Source organism: Chloroherpetonaceae bacterium (genome assembly GCA_025056565.1).
Taxonomy (GTDB): Bacteria; Bacteroidota; Chlorobiia; order Chlorobiales; family Thermochlorobacteraceae; genus Thermochlorobacter.
Genome location: JANWWA010000005.1, coordinates 32,814 through 51,251 on the forward strand (window position 1 = coordinate 32,814; position 18,438 = coordinate 51,251).

Annotated in this window: 12 protein-coding genes; 3 read left to right on the plus strand and 9 right to left on the minus strand. The window is 47.2% G+C overall.

The window, feature by feature from the left end:
- The first annotated feature begins 1 nt into the window (after nucleotide 1).
- The 3 genes from NZM05_05375 (at nucleotide 2) to NZM05_05385 (ending at nucleotide 7,044) form a co-directional block, all read left to right on the plus strand.
- Entirely contained in the window at nucleotides 2–310 is a 309-nt protein-coding gene (locus NZM05_05375; protein ID MCS7013046.1) for a TonB family protein, read from the plus strand.
- A 151-nt stretch (nucleotides 311–461) separates the two neighbouring features.
- Nucleotides 462–6,659 carry a BON domain-containing protein gene (locus tag NZM05_05380; GenBank protein ID MCS7013047.1) on the plus strand — a complete coding sequence of 2,066 codons (6,198 nt, stop codon included), beginning with the start codon at nucleotides 462–464 and terminating at the stop codon, nucleotides 6,657–6,659.
- A 19-nt stretch (nucleotides 6,660–6,678) separates the two neighbouring features.
- On the plus strand, nucleotides 6,679–7,044 hold the full coding sequence (locus NZM05_05385) for a hypothetical protein (protein ID MCS7013048.1): 366 nt from the start codon (nucleotides 6,679–6,681) through the stop codon (nucleotides 7,042–7,044).
- A gap of 270 nt (nucleotides 7,045–7,314) precedes the next feature.
- Here the strand turns inward: NZM05_05385 and NZM05_05390 are convergent, their stop codons facing one another.
- The 9 genes from NZM05_05390 to NZM05_05430 form a co-directional block, all read right to left on the minus strand.
- Nucleotides 7,315–7,605, minus strand: a complete 291-nt coding sequence (locus tag NZM05_05390) for a hypothetical protein (GenBank protein MCS7013049.1) — start codon at nucleotides 7,603–7,605, stop codon at nucleotides 7,315–7,317.
- A gap of 98 nt (nucleotides 7,606–7,703) precedes the next feature.
- Nucleotides 7,704–9,101 (minus strand): LPP20 family lipoprotein, encoded by a 1,398-nt coding sequence (locus NZM05_05395; protein MCS7013050.1) that lies wholly within the window; start codon nucleotides 9,099–9,101, stop codon nucleotides 7,704–7,706.
- Between the two features lie 17 nt (nucleotides 9,102–9,118).
- Nucleotides 9,119–10,357: a DUF6175 family protein gene (locus NZM05_05400; GenBank protein MCS7013051.1), complete on the minus strand. Its 1,239-nt coding sequence runs from the start codon at nucleotides 10,355–10,357 to the stop codon at nucleotides 9,119–9,121.
- Between the two features lie 197 nt (nucleotides 10,358–10,554).
- Nucleotides 10,555–11,988, minus strand: a complete 1,434-nt coding sequence (pyk, locus tag NZM05_05405) for a pyruvate kinase (protein ID MCS7013052.1) — start codon at nucleotides 11,986–11,988, stop codon at nucleotides 10,555–10,557.
- 52 nt (nucleotides 11,989–12,040) lie between these two features.
- Complete coding sequence (locus NZM05_05410) at nucleotides 12,041–14,206, minus strand: S46 family peptidase (protein ID MCS7013053.1); 2,166 nt, start codon at nucleotides 14,204–14,206, stop codon at nucleotides 12,041–12,043.
- 114 nt (nucleotides 14,207–14,320) lie between these two features.
- The gene (locus tag NZM05_05415; GenBank protein MCS7013054.1) at nucleotides 14,321–15,316 is read right to left on the minus strand and encodes an ATP-binding cassette domain-containing protein; all 996 of its coding nucleotides are present in this window, start codon (nucleotides 15,314–15,316) and stop codon (nucleotides 14,321–14,323) included.
- Nucleotides 15,313–16,335 (minus strand): hypothetical protein, encoded by a 1,023-nt coding sequence (locus NZM05_05420; GenBank protein MCS7013055.1) that lies wholly within the window; start codon nucleotides 16,333–16,335, stop codon nucleotides 15,313–15,315. The genes NZM05_05415 and NZM05_05420 overlap by 4 nt, the downstream gene beginning before the upstream one ends.
- Nucleotides 16,336–16,388: 53 nt before the next feature.
- Nucleotides 16,389–17,237 (minus strand): alpha/beta hydrolase, encoded by an 849-nt coding sequence (locus NZM05_05425; GenBank protein ID MCS7013056.1) that lies wholly within the window; start codon nucleotides 17,235–17,237, stop codon nucleotides 16,389–16,391.
- Between the two features lie 315 nt (nucleotides 17,238–17,552).
- Nucleotides 17,553–18,242, minus strand: a complete 690-nt coding sequence (locus NZM05_05430; protein ID MCS7013057.1) for a PAS domain S-box protein — start codon at nucleotides 18,240–18,242, stop codon at nucleotides 17,553–17,555.
- Nucleotides 18,243–18,438 lie beyond the last annotated feature (196 nt).

The following is an 18,438-nucleotide window of genomic DNA, read 5'->3' on the forward strand; positions in this document are numbered from 1 at the left end:
AATGAGCGTCGGAGCAGGCGGTCGCAGTAAGGAAGAAATTGAAGCTGTAGTCAAAGCAAATCAACCCGCCATATATGCTTGCTACGTAGAGGCACGCCAAGCTGGAGACATTAAAGGCACGATGGTCGTACGTGTCTTAATTGCACCAGATGGCGCCGTGCGTGATGCGCAGATTGTAAAGACCTCTATCACCAACCAAAACATGCAACGGTGCATCGTGGGGAAAATGCGACGAATGAAGTTCAAGGCAATTAGTGGTAGCACCATTCAGCAAGTTGATATTCCCTACGACTTTACCGAATCGGAATAAGCACTGTGTAGCCATCACACTGCTGAAAAATAGAAGAGAAGGGGGGGCTTTGCTAATAAGTAGGAAGAAGCAAGGACTCCTTCTTCGAGAGGCTTTATGCAATCGTTTAATGAGGTGATAAATGAGCAACTGCAGTTACCCGACATCAAATATGTTGCACAAATACGTGGTCTGTGTTTTGCTCTTACTTCTCTACACTACCCTCTCTCCAATTGCACTCACCGCTAAGGCGAAAGGAGATGATAAGCCGAAGGGAATTGATACTGCCAAAGTAATGGCAGAACAGGAAAAATTGGTCGTGCTATCGAGCCTTGTCCCGAGAAATTATCTGACGGCAAGAACAGGTGATGCAGTAACTGACAATGTCTTTTCCAACTTTACAATTCCACAAATCCAAGTTATTCTAAGCGAGTATGAAAAGAAGTTAGAGCGAAGCAAGGCACAAAAGCAAAAGATTTTAGATATTGGGTTGGAATTAGGTGAGCAGTTTACGAAGATTTTTGCAGACAGCAAAGTAATTGACGAGGTGGCTATTCGCTACGCTGATATGCTTTATGAAAAGGTATCTGATGAGTTTTACGCCAAGTATGCAATTTATACCGAAGAACTGCGCAAGTATCTGAACAGCCCCGAGTACGAGCAATACTCCATTGCTGAGGCACGATACGATTCTATTGCGGCAGCTGGCGGTGATACAATCAGAAACCCACGACCGACACCACCGCCAGGCAGACCAATTCCACCTGACCCGCAGCTTGACCGTGTCATTGCGCTCTACGACAAAATTATCAATGAAATGCCCGAAAGTCCATATGTAGTAGATGCGCTTTACAACAAAGCATACATTCTCGGAGAACGATACGGTGATTATCGGGCACTGAGAAATCTTTCAGCACGAGAGATTCGGCAGAAGAAAGAGGAAGCAATTGCACTGCTGCAGCAACTGACGCGCAAGTATCCTGACAGCCGCTACACGGTTGATGCCTATATGCTCATTGGTGAGTATCTTTTCAGTGCACCAAACCGTGAGCAGCCTGCCAAAACGCGCGAAGCGATTCCATACTACCGCAAAGCCTTAGACCTGATTTTGAGGAATGGGCAACGTTCTGAGTATTACAACCAAGCGCTGTATAAGCTTGGTTGGTGTTTCTTCCGCTTAGAGAACTATTCTGAGGCAATTGCTTACTTTACGCAGCTAATTGAAGACATTGAGCAGGCAGAAGAAATTTTCAGCGGCAAGATTATGCCTGATTACATTCGCCCCGATATGAAACGGGAGGCGATTGAATATATTGCCGCTTCTTTCATTGAAGAGCAAAACCGAGTTGATCGTAGCAAGACGGCTATTGAGCGGGTTGACAAGTTCTATGCAGCAATGCCCCCGCGCCGATACATTCCTCTTGTCTATGAAGAAATAGGTCGCAAGTATGAGGAACTGCTTGAGAGTGCAGAAAAAGTTAACGAGGTGTGGATTGCCTTGCTGCGGCGCTTCCCAAACTATGAGCGCGCACCGTTTATTGCCGATAAAATTATCTACCAGCTTTACATCACAACGATTAATGGTGAAAAGAAGGAAAAAGAACTTGAAGAGGCTGAACAAAGACTTTACGAAGAGCGCAAAAATCTTTTCTACAATTATGGTCGCAAAAGTAAGTGGTATGCTGATATGAAGCGACGTATGCAGGCACAAGCCCTAGGCCTACCACTTGACTTCAAAGATCAGAGCGTATTTCCAACAGGTTTTGACCCAAGAACATTAGAGTATGCAGATAGCATCTCTAAGGTTGCGCTATTCCAGAATATCGTGTATGCGATTAGTTTTGCGCGTCTTCTTGACGGCGAGCTGCCCTTGCCACTGGGACGAGAATATATGCAGCCGAACATTCCTGATTTGAAGCGCGCTAAGCAGTTTTATGAGCAAGCAGTCAAAGATATTGAGAACTATACTGACATCTTCTCGCGCTATGACTCTACGGCTTATTTTGCAGAGTTCCAGCGCTCGCTGATTTTAGACTTCAAGCTGAATCGACCCAGAGATGCCTTGCCCGGCTACTTAAATGTAGCAAGGAATTTTGCATGGGATTTTCATCGCAAAGAAGCGATTGGCAATGCATATGCTATTATTGACTCAATTACCCGTGCTCAGAAAATCGGTTTCTACACACCAGGGCTGGACACCACTGCAAATTTTGCAGGGAAGCGCGATTCACTGACAGCAGACGAAAAGCTTTTCTTAGAAGTCGTTGATACCTACATTAGACTTTTCCCACACGATTCTATCAGCGTCAATGGCATCAAGCAATTGGCGGATTTTTATATCGCCAAAGGCTATGTTGATGAATACAAGGAAGTGAATTCGCGACTGGCGCTCTACTACCCAATACAAGAAATCTACCCAGGCACGCTCGTGAATTTGGCGGCAAATGCATATGAGCTGAAGGACTACACACGCAGCGAACAAATTGCGAAAGCAATTTACTACGGACGGCGCACCAAAGATCCCAAAGATGCGGAGCGGCGCGCATATGCTTACCGACTAATTGGCAGCTCAATTGATAAGCGAGCACAGTATTATGTTGGAAAAGGCAATTACTATGCTGCAGCTAAGGAGTATGAGCGGATTACCAAAGAAGTGCCAAAGTGGGAAGAAGCGGATAAAGCGGCACGGAATGCTGCATTTTACTATGTCAAAGCAGGGAAAACCGAAGAAAGTGTCCGAATTAGTAACTACCTTTTTGAAAATGCAAATGACCCACGCTTCAAGGTCGAAGCATTGAAGGATATTACATACGCATATGAGCAGGCAAAGAGCTACGACAGTTTGGGTTCTTCGCTTGAGAGGCTCTACGAATTTGTAAAAAATGACTCGATTGACCTAGCGGAAGATGCGCTCTATCGTGCAATCCGCGCAAGAATGGCAGCGGAAAATTGGAAAGAAGCAATTCGCGTCTCCGATAAATATCTGGCAAAGTTTGATACAACTCGGCGTGGCGACGACGTAGCATTCAACAAGATTGACCTGAATGTCAAAGATGGTAGACCCGAGGGCGTCTTCGAGGCATATGGAGCATATGCAGACAAGTTTGTTACAAAGCCACGTAGCGTCGTTGCATACTTCAAGCGCGGCGAGATTTTGGAGGAACGCGGTAACATTGAGGGAGCAAAGGCAGAGTTTACCAAAGCTACCGATCGATACTATGAACTGGCAAAGAAAAATGAAAAGAACACGAAAGCAGTTGCAGGTATTGCGGTTAGCGAGAGTATGTTTCGCCTTACAAAGTATCTCCTTGATGAGTACAAGAAAGTAGGTGTAGGTGTAACGCTAAAGCCAAGCGCATTTGTGCCACCACCGAAGCCTCCAAAGCAGAAGCAGCAACCACCTAAGATTGCTACGACAACAAAGAAGAAGACAACACAGGCAGCAAAACCTGCTCCGCCACCAAAGCCGAAAGAACGTGATGTCGCATATGACACCACAGCGAAATATGCACTGAGGAGAAAAATTGAAAAAAATATTCTCGAACTCTACAAACTCGGTGGATACCGCTCTATCGATGCGCTCTACAATGCGGGATTTGTTGCGGAAAACTTAGCTGACGCATTTAGCAAAGTGCCTGATACGCTGGCTTCAATCCGAGACCCGAAAACAGGTAGAGGTATTATTCCTGCAAAATTGACGATTAACCAAGTTCAGGCAAATGTTGATGCAGCAGCATTCTACGAGCGCGCAGGAAATGACTATGCTAAAACCTATCAGGACCTCACCGCAGCCAGAGGTGATTTTGAAAAAGCCTCTAAGGAACAAGATTCTATTCGGCGTGCTCTGATTAATCCAAACGACTCGGCAAATGTAGCACTGCAGCAAGCGATTGCAAGTCTAGGTAAGATTACAAACCGAGAGCAAGGAGAATTGGCGCTCGCAAAACTTGTGCCTGTAACTGAAAAGTGGATTTCGAAGATTGGTATTAGCAATGGTCTAGACGTGCCCGATGAAGCGTTCCTCGCAACGATTGATGCAACTACTGAGATTGCGAAGTCGAAAATCTCTGAAATGTATTACAAAGCAGGGAAACTCGCTGAAAAGAATGTTTACACTTACCTTGCGGCACAAGCTGATGAGGAGGCAAAGAAAACAACACGCACATTTGGAAAAGGACGCAGTAAAGTTACAATTTATTTAGGCGATGTAGTTGAGCTAGTGCAACTGTCACAAATTGCACAGCAGTTTGTAAGGCCAGCTGTTGAAGTGGCAATTAATACCTATCGACGTGGTGTAGAAAGAGCAGAGAAACTAAAACTGCAAAATCAATATGTAGAGCTATCGAAAGCAGCTATCAATGAGCTGGCAACCAAAGCAGCCGAGCGCAGCGACTCGCTTGCCAGAGCAGCAACTTTGCTATTTGATCAGCTGGATAAGCAGTATCGCAATAAGCTCGATAGCTTGACAGGTCAGCCAAAAGCCAAAGACATCGTGGACTTTGCAGTGCTGGCCACAAAGATGAATTTCATTATCAACACAAACTATAACTTGACACTGAGTGCCTTAGCAGAGTACGGACAAGCCTTGCAATTGCTCAAAGATGCAAATGCACCACAAAACCGATATAATGAAGTTGCAACACGAACCTCACGCTTCATCTACGAGATGGGCGAAGGCTACCGTCAGCGTGCAGAACTTTTGAAAAAAACGGTAAAGCAGTGGGATGAACTCTCCAAAGCTAATCCTGACAAATTCTGGTATTCAGATTATGGTGCAGTTAAGTATGACCCGATTGCTGAAATGTGTCAGAAAACGGCTGGCTTAATTTTAGCGCAAGTTGTAGCGCTCTTGGTGGACTATGATATTCAAGACGAATATACGAGCCGCGCTTTAATTTCGCTTGGGAAAATTGACCCAGGCCTATCTAAGCTCATCGGCAAGAAAGGAGAGACGACCGTTGCGACCTCGGGCGGAAGTGGCTGGAAAGTAATCGAGCAGATTGAGCCGGGCAAAGAATACGATTGGTTCAAGCGCGATTACAGCGATGCAGCGTGGAAATCTGTCGTAGAAAATGATGAAACTCAGCGTTTCCGTTATTTTGTCCGAGAAACTGATACAACCTTCACAACCAAAGAATTGGATACACCAGCCCGAGCAATCTGGTATGAGCGTATTGTGCCCGGTGCACAGCCAGAGCAAACGCCTGCGCCACAGCAAAAGGAGGAGCCAAAGAAGGAAGAGCAAAAAGAAGAACCAAAGAAAGAGGGAGAAGCTATACCGACCGAACAGCCTGCTGCAAAGCCCGAGCCAAGCTACCTCGCAATTGGAGAGACTATCGTACTGAACCTGACTTTTGAGACAGGAAAAGCAAAAATCACAGGTGGTGCTGAAGCATTAGATAGTCTTGTAGCGAAGTTCAAGGAAGACAAAAACCTTGTTGTGGAAATTACGCCGAGCGTGGTCTTGGATAGCGGTAGCAAAGTAAAACCTGCTGTGTTAGCGAAGCAACGCTATGATGCAATTGTAAAGGAGCTGACGAGCAAGGGTGTTAAGAAAACGCAGCTAAAGCAAGGGAAGTCAATAACTGATACGGTAACTACCTTCAAAGTTATAAAGTCAAGCCGTAAAACAGGTCGGCTAAATTGGTGGTCGAAGCAAAACCTTGCAAGCAAGAAGGTAACGCTGGTGATGTATGAACAGCACTTTGCGCAAAAAGGCAAAAAGAAAAAAGCGACAAAAAGCAAAGATGAAGAGTTGCAGGAGAAAGTAAAAGAAGCAGTAGGAGCACTGGGGAACATCACCGTAGAAGTAAAAGATGCGGTGGTAACGCTGTCAGGTGAAGTCGCTGACGAAACCGCAAAAACAAATGCTGAAACTGCAGCAAGGAGTGTAAAGGGAGTGAAGAGCGTAACAAACAACCTCACAGTGAGACCACCGACGCCACAAGGACCTGTAAAACCACAGTATGTCTACTTCCGTAAGGAATTTACTTTTGAGGGCGCAAAGGAAGTAGCGCAGCTGATTATGACTAACGAATTCCCGTTTGACTCACTGGAAGTGTATGTGAATGATGTGCAAGTAGGGCCTGATAAAATCGTAAAGTTCAAGAACATCTCACCACCCGATTCTGCGTTAGATAACCAATTTATCGTGCTCAATATCTATGATTATGTGGTGCCAGGCAAAAACTTGGTGGCAATCCGGGCACCAGGTACTTTGCCAAAGGGAGCAGGACTAAAGATAGCTATTAATATTGCTTATTTTGAGGAGCTTAAGGAGAGCGACCTTAAAGCACTTATTCCAAAGCTCAAAGAGTATCGCAAGAAGAAGGAAAAAGAGCTCGAGAAGAGTATGCCAAATCCACAATAATGGGAAGGAGAAAAATATTATGTATCGTCTATGGATACTGTGCCTGCTGGTGGCGGGGATAGCGATATTTAGCTCGCAAGATGCATTTGCACAAAAGCGTCCAAAGAAAGAAAAGCCGAAGAAAGAAAAGGTGGTGGAGCGAAAGAAAGGTGAATACGAAAGCATCTCACTTGATAAAATCGAAATTACCTTCCGTGTGCAAACACCAAAAGTGAAGTTCAATATTGAGCGAATTCCGATAGATGTGAAGACTGACCACGCACGCTTTGGTGACATAAGCAAAGAAGTGGAAATGCGCGGGCATAGAGTGCTCTACAGCGACCGAATCTATGAAAAGCCCATAGAGATTTCACCGAGAGAAGTGGTGAATCGTGAACGGCAGTAAATCTGTATGAGGAATTAAAACTGCACACCAAAGGCAATTAGGGCGACAAGTAAGACAAATTTGGTGTCAAAGCCAATTGTGAAATCTCCATCACTGGATTGATAGGCAGCAAAAATCCTAGGTTGATAGAAGCATTCCGAGTGTTACGAGTCTGCGAGTAGATACCACCGAAAGCCCCATAAAGACGCCCACCGAGCCACTTTGTCAATTGCATATTGTAACCAAACTCCGCCGTCAGGACATACTCACGACAATTGAGACTGGAGGCAATTAGCGCATTTGTGCAACATATAGCTGGTTGGGAAATGTAATGCCAAGCCTTGCTCCATACTCTATGTGGAAAGGTAGCTGGAGCGGACTATCCGAGTAGAATGAAAATCCTGCGCCGAACCCAGCAAGAAAAGAAACTTTCTTTGGAGGTAGCTCTGCAATAGGCTTAATGCCTACAGAAGGGAAAGCAGGAAAAGACTTCGGGTTATCGCTGCTTAAAATGAAGCCCTGCCCCTTGATGGGGAACAGAGCTATTAAAGCACACAGTCCAGCGAAAAAAATGCGCCTCATATTTTGAAACTGTTGTGGTTAACCCCAAGCTGAAGCGTCACAACAATTTTTGCCCTCGCCCCATAGCACCGAGAAGAGGGCTGTGAGAAATTTCTCAGTTACCGCTGTGGCACATCACCTGAATTGCTGCTAGCGGCAGCAAGCCGAGCTTTGCCAATTGCTTCTGAGAGTTTAGCGGGTGGCAAGCGTAAGCTATTTAGCCCTTTCTGCAAGGCGTCCTCGCTATCTCGACCTAATCCTTTCACATTCACCGAAACGGAGCTAAGCACGCTTTGGGTATTGCGATTGATGAAGAAAACCTCGAAGGTGATGTCTTGCAGCACCATCTGGCCGTTTAGGCTTTGAACGGTGCCTGCTTCTCTGGCTGTAAAGGAGCCGCGTGCAACGATGGGTGCATTACGCTTGACCGTCACACCATTTTTCTCCAGAGCTTGCACCATCATCTTGGCAAGCATCGCATTTTGCCCATCAGTGATGTCGTTATCTGCCATTTCCACATCGCAGGCGAAACTGCCAATGCCCTCAACCGTGAAGTCAAAAGGTAGCGTAGTGATGTTGCGTAGCTCAGAGCGCAGTGAAGCAGAAAGGCGAGAAAGGTCAATCGTGGCGGTAACTTTACCCTTGTTGCCTTTGATGCCAACAGCTTGAACGACATACTCGAGCTTAGCCATTCCATCTTCACCAGTGATAACAGTCTCTACAATCTCGTCGCCAGCCTTGAAGGTAATTGGCACGCCGCGAATCGGCTGTCCTTTCGAGAGGGCTTGCACAACAAACGGCATGGGCAAGTTTTCACCGATTTTGCCTCGTTGGTTGTCGCCCGACACTTTTTTGAGCGAAATCATAGATAGCTCATCACGCACTTGCGACTCAATGAATTCTGGACGCACATCCTCAGGCAGCGCATAACCTTTTGCAACGATGTTGAAGAAAACAACCTTCGGGCCGACATCTTCTGCCAGTGCTAAGGCTTCCATATAGGCATTGACGGCAGAGCCAATGTCGCCTTTCTCAGAAAGAGAGGCGCCAGAAGCAATTTTTTCACGGATTTTGGCAATTTCTGCTTCAAGCTCGGTTTTCAAAGTGTTGGTGAATTCCTCACGATTCAGCACTGCCAGTGCAAACGCTTTGCCTGTGACCTTCGACTCAAAAGTTTCAGCAATTTCAAGCCCTGTGAGGGTCATTTTGTCGACCTGTGTTTCGATGCGGTCTTCAAGGTCACTGGTCATTAGTGCGCTATTGCCGACGATTTTTTCTGTTTGCACGAGTTTCGTTTTGCTGGATACGGTGACCTTGAATTGTTTAGCAATTTCGGCTTTGGCTTTAGATTTGGCTTCATCAAGAGCACGAGCACCCATTCCTTGACCGACCCCGATCCAATAGAGGTCTTGCGGATACTTAGGGTGCTTGCCAGTAGTCACCCAAGCAGGCTGTGGTTGCGCAAAGGCAGTGCCAGCGGCAAAGCACAAGAGTGTAATCCAGATATGCGTTTTCATGGCTCAATTCCTCCAGGCTATGAGTTAGTAATTTCCAGCAGCATAAGTTTGCGGTTGACATTGATGCGCTTTAGTTTGGCGCCCAGCTTCTTGATGTCTTTGTGGCTCTCGAAGGCTTTGCTCATTGCTTTGAAGAAATCGCGCTCGCTTTCGTAGCTATTTTGCCACAAAATCCAGTCAGAGGTTTCTTTGGTGGTAGCATTGTTCTTGCGCTTGGTTGTAACTTCTTTGAGCACGTCTTCAAGGGCATCGGTTAGTTCATCTGGGTCGGAAAATTTGCCTGTAATACGGAAGACAACCTTGTATTGCCGACCTGTCGCAATGTCTTCCTTCCAGTATGCATTAATGCGGCTCAACACGCGGTCAATCGCAAAGTTCATTGCCTCTTCAATGAGCGCAGCCTCTGGTGTGTTAGGGCGCTCAGGGCTGTAACCTGTTTCAGTGCCTAAAAGACGTGCAGTAGTGGTCTCATAGGCGCGGCAGCCGACAGCAGCTTTCTTGCCAATAGTGCCTTGCTCAATCTGCACATTAAAGGTGATGTAAATATCGGCACCAATTGAGAGCGCCAGCTTGTAGGCAATATCGTCTTGAATGCCAGCAACAGCTTTTTTGGCACTGACGAGGTCGTTGAGAGCATCTTGCTGCTCGGGGACTTTTACTTCGTAGCGGCGCGCAGTCAGATATGATTCAATGACCTCAGCGGCTTTTTTAATGTTGGGGTTGCGTTGCAAAGCTGCAATTGGACTTTCACCTTTTGGCACCTCAGGCAGAACCATAATAAACGGGTTACCAGCGACAGCAGCTAAGTCTTTCATACCCGCTACAACACCTTTCGCAACAAGGTCGTCTTTGAGCTTTTCACGATTGACGCGAATGAGCTTCTCGACCTTCACACTGCCATCTTGCAACTTCACTTTGCTGAGCACAGTGTTGCTCATAAAAGTGATATAGTTGTTGATGTTTGCGTCCGTGAAAAACTCATTCTCAATTGCCTTGAAGGCCTCTTTTTCAGCAGGGGTTTGCAGGATAGCATCATTTGCGGAGTAGAGCAGAAAGTAGACGGCGCACTTGCGTGCATCTCGCTCGGCAGCATCTACATCTGGGCCAATTCCTTTGGCTTTCAGCGTAACTTCTGTGGGCGAGTAGCTTTCCACGAATGTAGCTTCTTGAGAGCGTGGAACTTGCGCAAGTGCACTTTGGGCGATAGCCAGCAAACATACTACGCTTGCAACTTTCAGGATAGAATGATACTTCATAGTCTCTCCTTTGCAGTTTTGGGTTAAGTGTCGTGGTGTTTGTGCGAACATTTGACGAGATGGTTACAAACTCTGGTCAGGCGTGTGCGCCAGCGCACAGTGCAAAGTTCGCACTCTGCTGCAAGAAAGAAAAACGGTAGAAGCTACTGAAAAGCAAGGGCGATAGGTTAGGGCAAAAGGCAACGATGCGCTTCACTTCAGCCGATACGACTGACTTTGATGGTGTCGGTTGTGCCATGCCGAAGAATCGGAATACCCATCGTATAGACAATCACATCGCCCGGCTTGATGATGGATTTTTCGGCAAGTTTGGTTTCAATCATTCGGAAACTTTCATCTGTGGAAGTAATTGTTTCAGTAAAGAGAGTCTCTACGCCCCAGACAATGCCCATCAGCCGTTGAACTTTTTCGTTATCCGTAACAACGATGATAGGCATAGCCGGTTTTTGCTTAGAGACTTTGATAGCTGTGCTACCTGTATGGCTTAGAACCACGATGGCTTTTGCGTGAATCTTATTGGCAACATCTACAGCAGAAGTAGCAATTGCCTCACTGAGGTCGACGACACCATCACTTTTTTGTGCCGGGGCAAATGTTTCTCGCTCTGCCAAAAGAAGCTGGTGAATATCCTTTGACTCCACGTTACTGATGATTTCGTGCATCGTCCTGACGGTCTCTACAGGATACTTGCCAGAGGCAGTTTCGCCTGAAAGCATCACGGCATCGGTGCCATCAAAGACCGCATTTGCCACATCATTAGCTTCGGCGCGCGTCGGGCGAGGATTTTCCGTCATGGATTCCAGCATCTGCGTTGCAATAATGACGGGCTTGTAGGCGGCGTTGCACTTTTGCACGATAAGTTTTTGCAGAACGGGCACAGCGGCGGGCTTCATCTCAACGCCTAAGTCGCCCCGTGCCACCATAATTGCATTTGCGGCAGCAATAATTTCATCAATGTGTTCAATTGCCTCAGGGCGCTCAATTTTAGCAATAATCCATGCATTCTTGCCACGGGAGCGAATAATGTCGGCAAGCTGCTGCACATCTTGTGCGCTGCGCACAAACGAGAGGGCGACCATATCGACTTCATGATCTAACCCGAAGTGCACATCTTCAATATCTTTCTCAGACAGCGAGGGCACGGACATACTGACGCCGGGCAGGTTCAATCCTTTTTGCGACTTGAGCAACCCACCAATGACAACTTCGGTAATCACTTCCTTGTCGGTTTTGTCTAACACTTTCACTTCGAGCAAACCATCGTCTATCAAAATACGGTCGCCACGTTGCACGTCGCGGACAATTTCTTTGTAGGTAGTGGAGACGCGCTCATAGTTGCCTAAAATCTCTTCGGTCGTGATGGTAAGCTTTTCACCCGGTTTAAGAAGCACGGTTTTCTCAAGCATGCCGATGCGGATTTTCGGCCCTTGCAAGTCTTGCAAGATGGCAATTTGCTTGCCAGTAATGCGTGAAGCTTCTCGCACAAGCTCAATGCGAGTTTTGTGGTCGCTATGGGTGCCGTGCGAGAAATTGAGGCGCGCAACATCCATTCCAGCATGAATGAGCGAGATAATTTTTTCCAGCGTGCTGGTTGCAGGTCCAAGCGTGCAGATAATTTTCGTGCGTTTCATAGTGCTTTGGCTCAAAAACAAGGTTGCATATCAGTTTAAGAGAGGCATAGAGCTAATTTTTTCGTTTCGCAGGTGTGCGGGCTGACGGGGCTATCTTCGGAGATGGCGCACTTGGCTGAACTTCTCGTTTGGGCTTTTCACCTGTAAGTTCCTCAACCAGCCGGTCAGCGCCATAGACATATTTGAGTGCTGCCACAATCCCGCCTGCGTGCACCGCAACGGCGCGGTTGCTCTCTGAGGTGTAGATGAAAGAGCCGGGCAGGCTTTCAATGTTGCCGTCGAAAATCAGCCCCACCGCTTCCAGATTTCTGTTGATAACTGCACTGCCACTATTGCCACCAATAATATCGTTAGTCGTAACGAAATTCAGCGGTGTCGCCAGCAGCTCGGGCACAGGAGTCTGCCAGCGTTTGGGCAGCGACCATGGGTATTTTTTGTCGTGAGAAAAATATCGGTCGTATAGCCCATAGAAAGTCGTTTTAGCAGGAGCTTCAGTGCCGTTGTATTCGTAACCTTTCACAATACCGTCATTGATACGCAGTGAAAAGGTCGCATCGGGCGGAGTCGATTCGCCATAGACTTCAAAAAATAGGTTAGCTAAACGCGCCCGCAGTCCATCTGCTTTTGCATTAAGTTCAAAATGACGGCGGTTTGCATTGATGAAGCGTGAAAAAGCTAACTTCATCAAATCCATAAGCGGGTCTCTGAGCGCAGAGATGTCAGCAGCCGATTTTTCTGCTAAGCTGGCAAGAAAGGATTTGTCATAGAGCTTTGACGATGAAAAAAGCCGTTGAGCCGCTGCAGCTGGGGTTTCACCTCTGAGCGCAGCTTTGACATACTCATCGTTTGCGCCTAAGTAGTCCAAAGCAATTTCCAAGTGCATGGCAAGCAGCTTGGGTTCGAGCGACATATCAGGGTTGTCGGAAGTAAGAAGTTGCATTTGTGTCTGCAGAATTTGTGCCGTGTCGCCAACTTCTTTGAGCCGTGCCAGACGCATAAGGAGAAATGCATTTTGCAGCCCTTCGCCTTGGGGATTGAGTGCAAAGCGCTCAGGGAAGAGTTTGCGCATTTCCGCATAGATGCTACGCAACTCTTCCCATACTTTTTCTTCGCCCTTAAGTTTGGGGTTGGCGGCAACCTTTGTGCGAAAGTCTTTTTCAAAGGCTTGCTTGCGAGCGAAAAGGTATGGGTCATACAAGCCACGAAGTTGCCCAGAGAACGCCTTGATGCTGTTTTCAAAGCTGAAGATAATGTTCAAGATGCTATCGCTTTGAGCAGTCTGATTATACTCTTTGAGAATAGTGGAGCGAGCACGCAGGAAGCGCAACTGTGCAGGCAAAAGCACATCGCGATTAAACTCTAATTGTGCAATGGTGCTGAGTCGCTCTGTGCTGCCCGGATTACCAACCACAAACACGACCTCATTTTCTCTGACGCCATCGGTGTTGAACTTGTAAAAATCAGGGGTCTTGCAGGGGTGGCCGTTTTCGTCGTAAGCGCGAAAGAACGCTACATCAAGCGCATAGCGCGGGTAAGTGAAATTGTCTGGGTCGCCACCAAAGTAACCAAGTTGAAGTTCTGGCAAAAACACAAGGCGAATGTCGCTGTATCGCTTGTAGCCATAGAGTGAATACTTGCCGCCGCTGTAAAAAGTAATCGCTTGAATCTCTAAATCTTTCCAGTCAGGCTTCTCAGAATACTCCTTTTTCAGCCGCTCAAAGGCACGCTCACGCAAGGCAAGCCGCTCGCTGTCAGTTTTGCCTTTTGCCATTTCTTCCTTTACTTCTTTGGTAATGTCGGCGATTTTCTCGAGCTGGTCGACAAATAGTCCGGGCACACGTCGCTCTTCAGCCAGTGAGGCAGCATAGAAGCCATTTTCGTTGAAGTTTTCGCCCTTCTTTTCAACTTGCGTGCCAGCTTCACGAGCAACATGGTGATTGGTCATAATAAGTCCGTTGGGTGAAACGAAAGAGCCTGTGCCACCGACTTCGGTAAAGCGTAGTGCAGCCCGACGCGCACGCCGCAGCCAGTCTTCAGTTGGACGGAAGCCATATTCCTTTTCAAAAAACTCAATGGGTGGGCTGTCGAATGTCCACATCTTGCCGTTATCGAACCGCCCAGGCCGAACGGTGTCTGGGTTGAAGAAAAGCTGCGCTGCAGCACTGTGGAATGCAAAAAATGCGCAAGTGATGAGAGCAAAGAGATGTCGGAACACCATAGCTTAATGGAAGTTGATGCGAGTTTTAGTCTATCAATATGAAGTTTTTCAGGCGAAGAAAAAAATTTGACGCACTGAGTCGGGAATTTTGACTCTGGGGTTGTTACAGGGTTGCTACGCCATAGGCTGGACAGGCTTTGGTGCAAAAATAGAGCGGATAACGTCTTCAATCGGAATCTCCTCAATGTTTAAGTCGGACACAGGCAGAGAGGTGAGAATGGAGGCAGAGACTTTGGAGATGGCTGACCGTGGCACACGCAGCTTGGCAGAGAGCGGAGAGTAGGTCTCCACCGTGCCAAAGTGCTCCAGCTGTGAGCGTTCAACGGGTGAGGTGAACTCGAGTGAGAGCAATTTTTCAGATGAAAATTGTTCCAGAATCGTCTCCAAATCACCATCGAAGAAAATTTTGCCCGCATCAATGATAAGAACGCGCTTGCAGAGCGTTTCAATGTCCTGCATATAATGACTTGTAAGGATAATTGTCGTCTGCTCTTCCTCGTTGTATTGTTTAATGAACTCACGAATGGATTTTTGTGCCACGACATCAAGACCAATCGTAGGCTCATCCAGAAAAAGCACTTTGGGCGAGTGCAGGAGTGCACCAATGAGTTCCATTTTCATTCGCTCGCCCAGTGAAAGTCGACGCAACTGAATGTGAAGTTTATCGGCTACATCCAGCAAAGTCGAAAGGCGGTGAAGTTGCTTTTTGAAAGCGGCATCGGGAATTTCATAGATTTCTTTTAGCAAAAGAAACGAGTCAGCCGCAGGCAAATCCCAAAGCAGCTGATTTTTCTGGCCCAAAACGATAGAAAACTGGCGGCGGAAAGCATTTTTGCGTTCATATGGAATAAAGCCCAAAACGCTCACTTTGCCAGAGGTCGGGTAGAGCAGCCCAGAAAGGATTTTTAGCGTGGTAGTCTTCCCTGCACCATTTGCACCTAAGAAGCCAACCAGTTCACCTTTTTGCAACTCAAACGAGACATCGTCAACAGCCACGCGTGTCAGATACTCTCGCCGAAAAAGGCTTTTGAGCGCACCACGCAGACCTGGCTCTCTTTTAAGCGAGCGATATTCTTTGCGTAAGTGCTCAACTGAAATCACCGTCTTCATTTGAAATACAGCGTCACAGATATAGGCAGGTGGTTACTGTATCCGCCAATATACCGCCCATTCCAGAATGTGCTAAAAAGTTTTCCAGTGGGGTCGCTCCGACGTGAGGGCTGGAAAAGATACGGCGCAGCAAAGCATTCCAAAGAGTTGGTAAGGACAAAGAAGTTCTTCGTGTCAAGCATTGCAGAAGAGACCAAAGCTTGGTCAAAAGCATACCACTTTGTACCGATGCGAACTGTGCCTGAGGAAGGAGAAAGTTGCGAAAGATTAAGTAGAGCCTCTGAGGAGGCATGCACAAAGGAAGAATCGCTGCTGGAAAGGAGGGCCTCGGTGATAATTTTGCTGCTGGGGGATACGCCAAAGTCACCCAGAACAAGAATCTCAGCGTTCGGGTCGCCGTCGCGTAGGCTCTTAATAATGCTCCGTAGCAAGCGAGCTGATTGTGTCCGAGCAGCTTCTACAACGGGGTTGAACAACTTGGGGGTCTCCCAGTGGTTCAGCACCACGCTTAGCAGCCGTCCGCGATAATCAAGCTTAACGAGCACAATATCACGAGTGGAAAGTTTGCCCGTATCGAGCTTGATAGGATAGTTGCTGGCGAAGTTCAGCGCAAATTTGCGGCGATTGAAGGCAAACCCAATGTTTCGACTTTCAGGGTCAGGTGATGTAAAAAAAACGGTTTGAAAATCGTTGGTCTGCAAATACTTCTGGAAAAGCGTGTCAAGCAGCGACTGCCGCTCAACATTGCAAAAGCCAATCAGGTCAGGAAGAGTAAAGCCGCGTGCCTGCGCAGCCTCACGAATCACTTGTGCTGTCCGTTTAAGTTTAAGATTCAGTCGTTCTGGTGTCCACTGATACCTGCCGCTTGGCGTAAAGTCAAGGTCGGTGGTGGTGTCAGCGGTCGTGTTGAAAAGCGCCTCTACATTCCACCACATTGCAAGGAAAGGGGTTTCACGAGGTTGAGCAGAGAGCGGTGAAGGGAGCAGCGCTGAAAGTGCGAAGCAAAGCAGAAGGTTCATGAACTGGCAGCGTGTCATAGGAAGGTGCAGTTCTGGCGTTGCTGGGCGCAAAATTAGCGAAAAGCCCTGTTGCTCAAAAATTTGTGCACGACTTCAAAAAACTCTTTTGGCTGTTCCACCATTGGCACATGCCCGCAGTTTGGAATAATGTGCAAGGTGCTGTTGGGCACTTCACGACGGGCAATTTCGGCATACTTTGGTGGAATAAAGCGGTCGTGTTCACCCCAAAGAATTAGGACGGGCAAGCGCAGTTCACGCAGGCGGTTGCGAATCCCTGTGCGCTGCAAATCTAAGTGTCGGTAGTCACGGTTAAGTGCCATCATCGCTGCAAAATGTTCATCGCTACGCACCATTTCAATGTTGCGCTGAAAGTGCTCTTCAGTGATGTGAGAAGGATCGTAATAGACGCTGCGCATGGTTTGTCGAACAAAAGCAGGCGTTGAAACAAGTCGACGCACCAGATGCCGCACGCCCCAGAGGCTGGCTGCCCGCACAAACGGTGGCACATAAAGAAACCCATCAGTGTTGCTGACAACTAGCTTTGTAAGTGAATCAGGATAAAGCACGCAAAGTGCCAAAAGATACTTGCCACCCATAGAGTGCCCAACCGCATACACAGCCCGAGAAGAAAATGCACCAGTCTTTTCCAAGAACTCTATCATAAGTTTTGCATAAAACGAAAGCGAATAGCGCACCGCAATTGGCTTGTCAGACTTGCCAAAGCCCAAAAGATCTAAGGCAAGAACACGATAATGCTGAGCAAAGCTGGGAATGACTTTCTCAAAGATATCGAGCGAGGAAGAAAAGCCGTGAGTCAGAAAAAGCGCATCACCTTTGCCAGCTTCTACATACCGATGCTTGTAACCCGAGAGCGTAATGAATTTGGTTTCAATGTTGCTCATACCGCTGCAACAAAGTTAAAGTTGGAAGCAATATACATCACAGCCTATAAATTAAAGGCTACAGCGCTGATTTTGCTCTCACCTTGCGACTTGGCTAGCGAGAAGAGTGGATTGGCTCGCTCGGAATCGGAGAAAGCAAAAGGATGAGGCAAGTAGCCGAAGCAGCAATTATGAAGATTAAGGTGATGGCAATTGAAAGGAGCGGTGTGAGTGGCTTGGGGTTAGTCGAGCTTTAGCGTTTGCCATCGTGAAGGCATGCTAAATGAGGTGATAGTTTCAGTAAAGTGCCGTGAAGCAAAAGGTGGAGTGCAATCTTCAAGACTGTTTGTCGGTGCGTGCGTAATGCTTGCCGTAGTCAATGACATGGATGCCGTCTGCAATTTGCTTTGTCTCATAGCGTTGCACATTGGCTAAAGCATTCAGGCGTTCCGTGATACGCCGAATGGTTTCATCAAATCGCTTGATTTCCTCAGGAGTCGCACGGTTTTGTTCCAGCTTGGCGCGGATAAAGACCATGGTTTGTAAGCCGTTAAAGACAATGTCGGTTACGGTTGTCATGGTATCGCGCAAAGCCTGCAACTGTGATTCTTCGCGCACTTTCTCCAAGTAGTCCATACTGTCTAAGTAGCGTAAGTCAGAAATGGGCGTAACGGTCGTGACTTTATATCGCTTACCAGTGCGGGTAACGAGCCACTCAGCGGTAACATAGACTTGCATTTCAGTGCCGTCTTTTCGGCGCACGCGCCATTCGCCTGCACTGTCAGGTGAGCCAGCTATGAAAGCATCGTGAATGCGCCGTGCCGAATCACGCTGTGGCTCTGGCAAGACCATCGTAAAGTGTTGTCCGACCAACTCTCCTTCTGAATAGCCATACAGCTGACAATAGAACTTATTTACTGCTACAAAGTAGCCGTGTTCATCTGTGATGCAAACGCCAATCTTAGCGGACTCGTAGATAAGAAGAAAAAGTTTCTCGCTCTCTTGCAAAAGTTCATCAATTGGCATAGCTTCAAGCAAATTTTGACAAAAAGGCGGCTCAAGCCTGCACTACAAGTGAGCTTCTCTCCAAGAAGAGACTAAGAAAAGTAGGTGCGTTAGTTGCGGCAAAGATAGAAACTTCTTAGAATTTTGGAAGTGACCACACTCGAGCGCTACCAATGCATCAAGGCGATGTGTGTTTCAACGGTTGCTAAGTGAGACA

Bases quoted from the DNA above. Each gene is read 5' to 3' on its own strand.
- NZM05_05415 (MCS7013054.1), bottom strand. From the start codon at position 15,316: ATGAAGACGGTGATTTCAGTTGAGCACTTACGCAAAGAATATCGCTCG.
- NZM05_05430 (MCS7013057.1), bottom strand. From the start codon at position 18,242: ATGCCAATTGATGAACTTTTGCAAGAGAGCGAGAAACTTTTTCTTCTT.
- pyk (MCS7013052.1), bottom strand. From the start codon at position 11,988: ATGAAACGCACGAAAATTATCTGCACGCTTGGACCTGCAACCAGCACG.
- NZM05_05400 (MCS7013051.1), bottom strand. From the start codon at position 10,357: ATGAAGTATCATTCTATCCTGAAAGTTGCAAGCGTAGTATGTTTGCTG.
- NZM05_05390 (MCS7013049.1), bottom strand. From the start codon at position 7,605: ATGAGGCGCATTTTTTTCGCTGGACTGTGTGCTTTAATAGCTCTGTTC.
- NZM05_05395 (MCS7013050.1), bottom strand. From the start codon at position 9,101: ATGAAAACGCATATCTGGATTACACTCTTGTGCTTTGCCGCTGGCACT.
- NZM05_05410 (MCS7013053.1), bottom strand. From the start codon at position 14,206: ATGGTGTTCCGACATCTCTTTGCTCTCATCACTTGCGCATTTTTTGCA.
- NZM05_05385 (MCS7013048.1), top strand. From the start codon at position 6,679: ATGTATCGTCTATGGATACTGTGCCTGCTGGTGGCGGGGATAGCGATA.
- NZM05_05375 (MCS7013046.1), top strand. From the start codon at position 2: ATGAGCGTCGGAGCAGGCGGTCGCAGTAAGGAAGAAATTGAAGCTGTA.
- NZM05_05420 (MCS7013055.1), bottom strand. From the start codon at position 16,335: ATGAACCTTCTGCTTTGCTTCGCACTTTCAGCGCTGCTCCCTTCACCG.
- NZM05_05425 (MCS7013056.1), bottom strand. From the start codon at position 17,237: ATGAGCAACATTGAAACCAAATTCATTACGCTCTCGGGTTACAAGCAT.
- NZM05_05380 (MCS7013047.1), top strand. From the start codon at position 462: ATGTTGCACAAATACGTGGTCTGTGTTTTGCTCTTACTTCTCTACACT.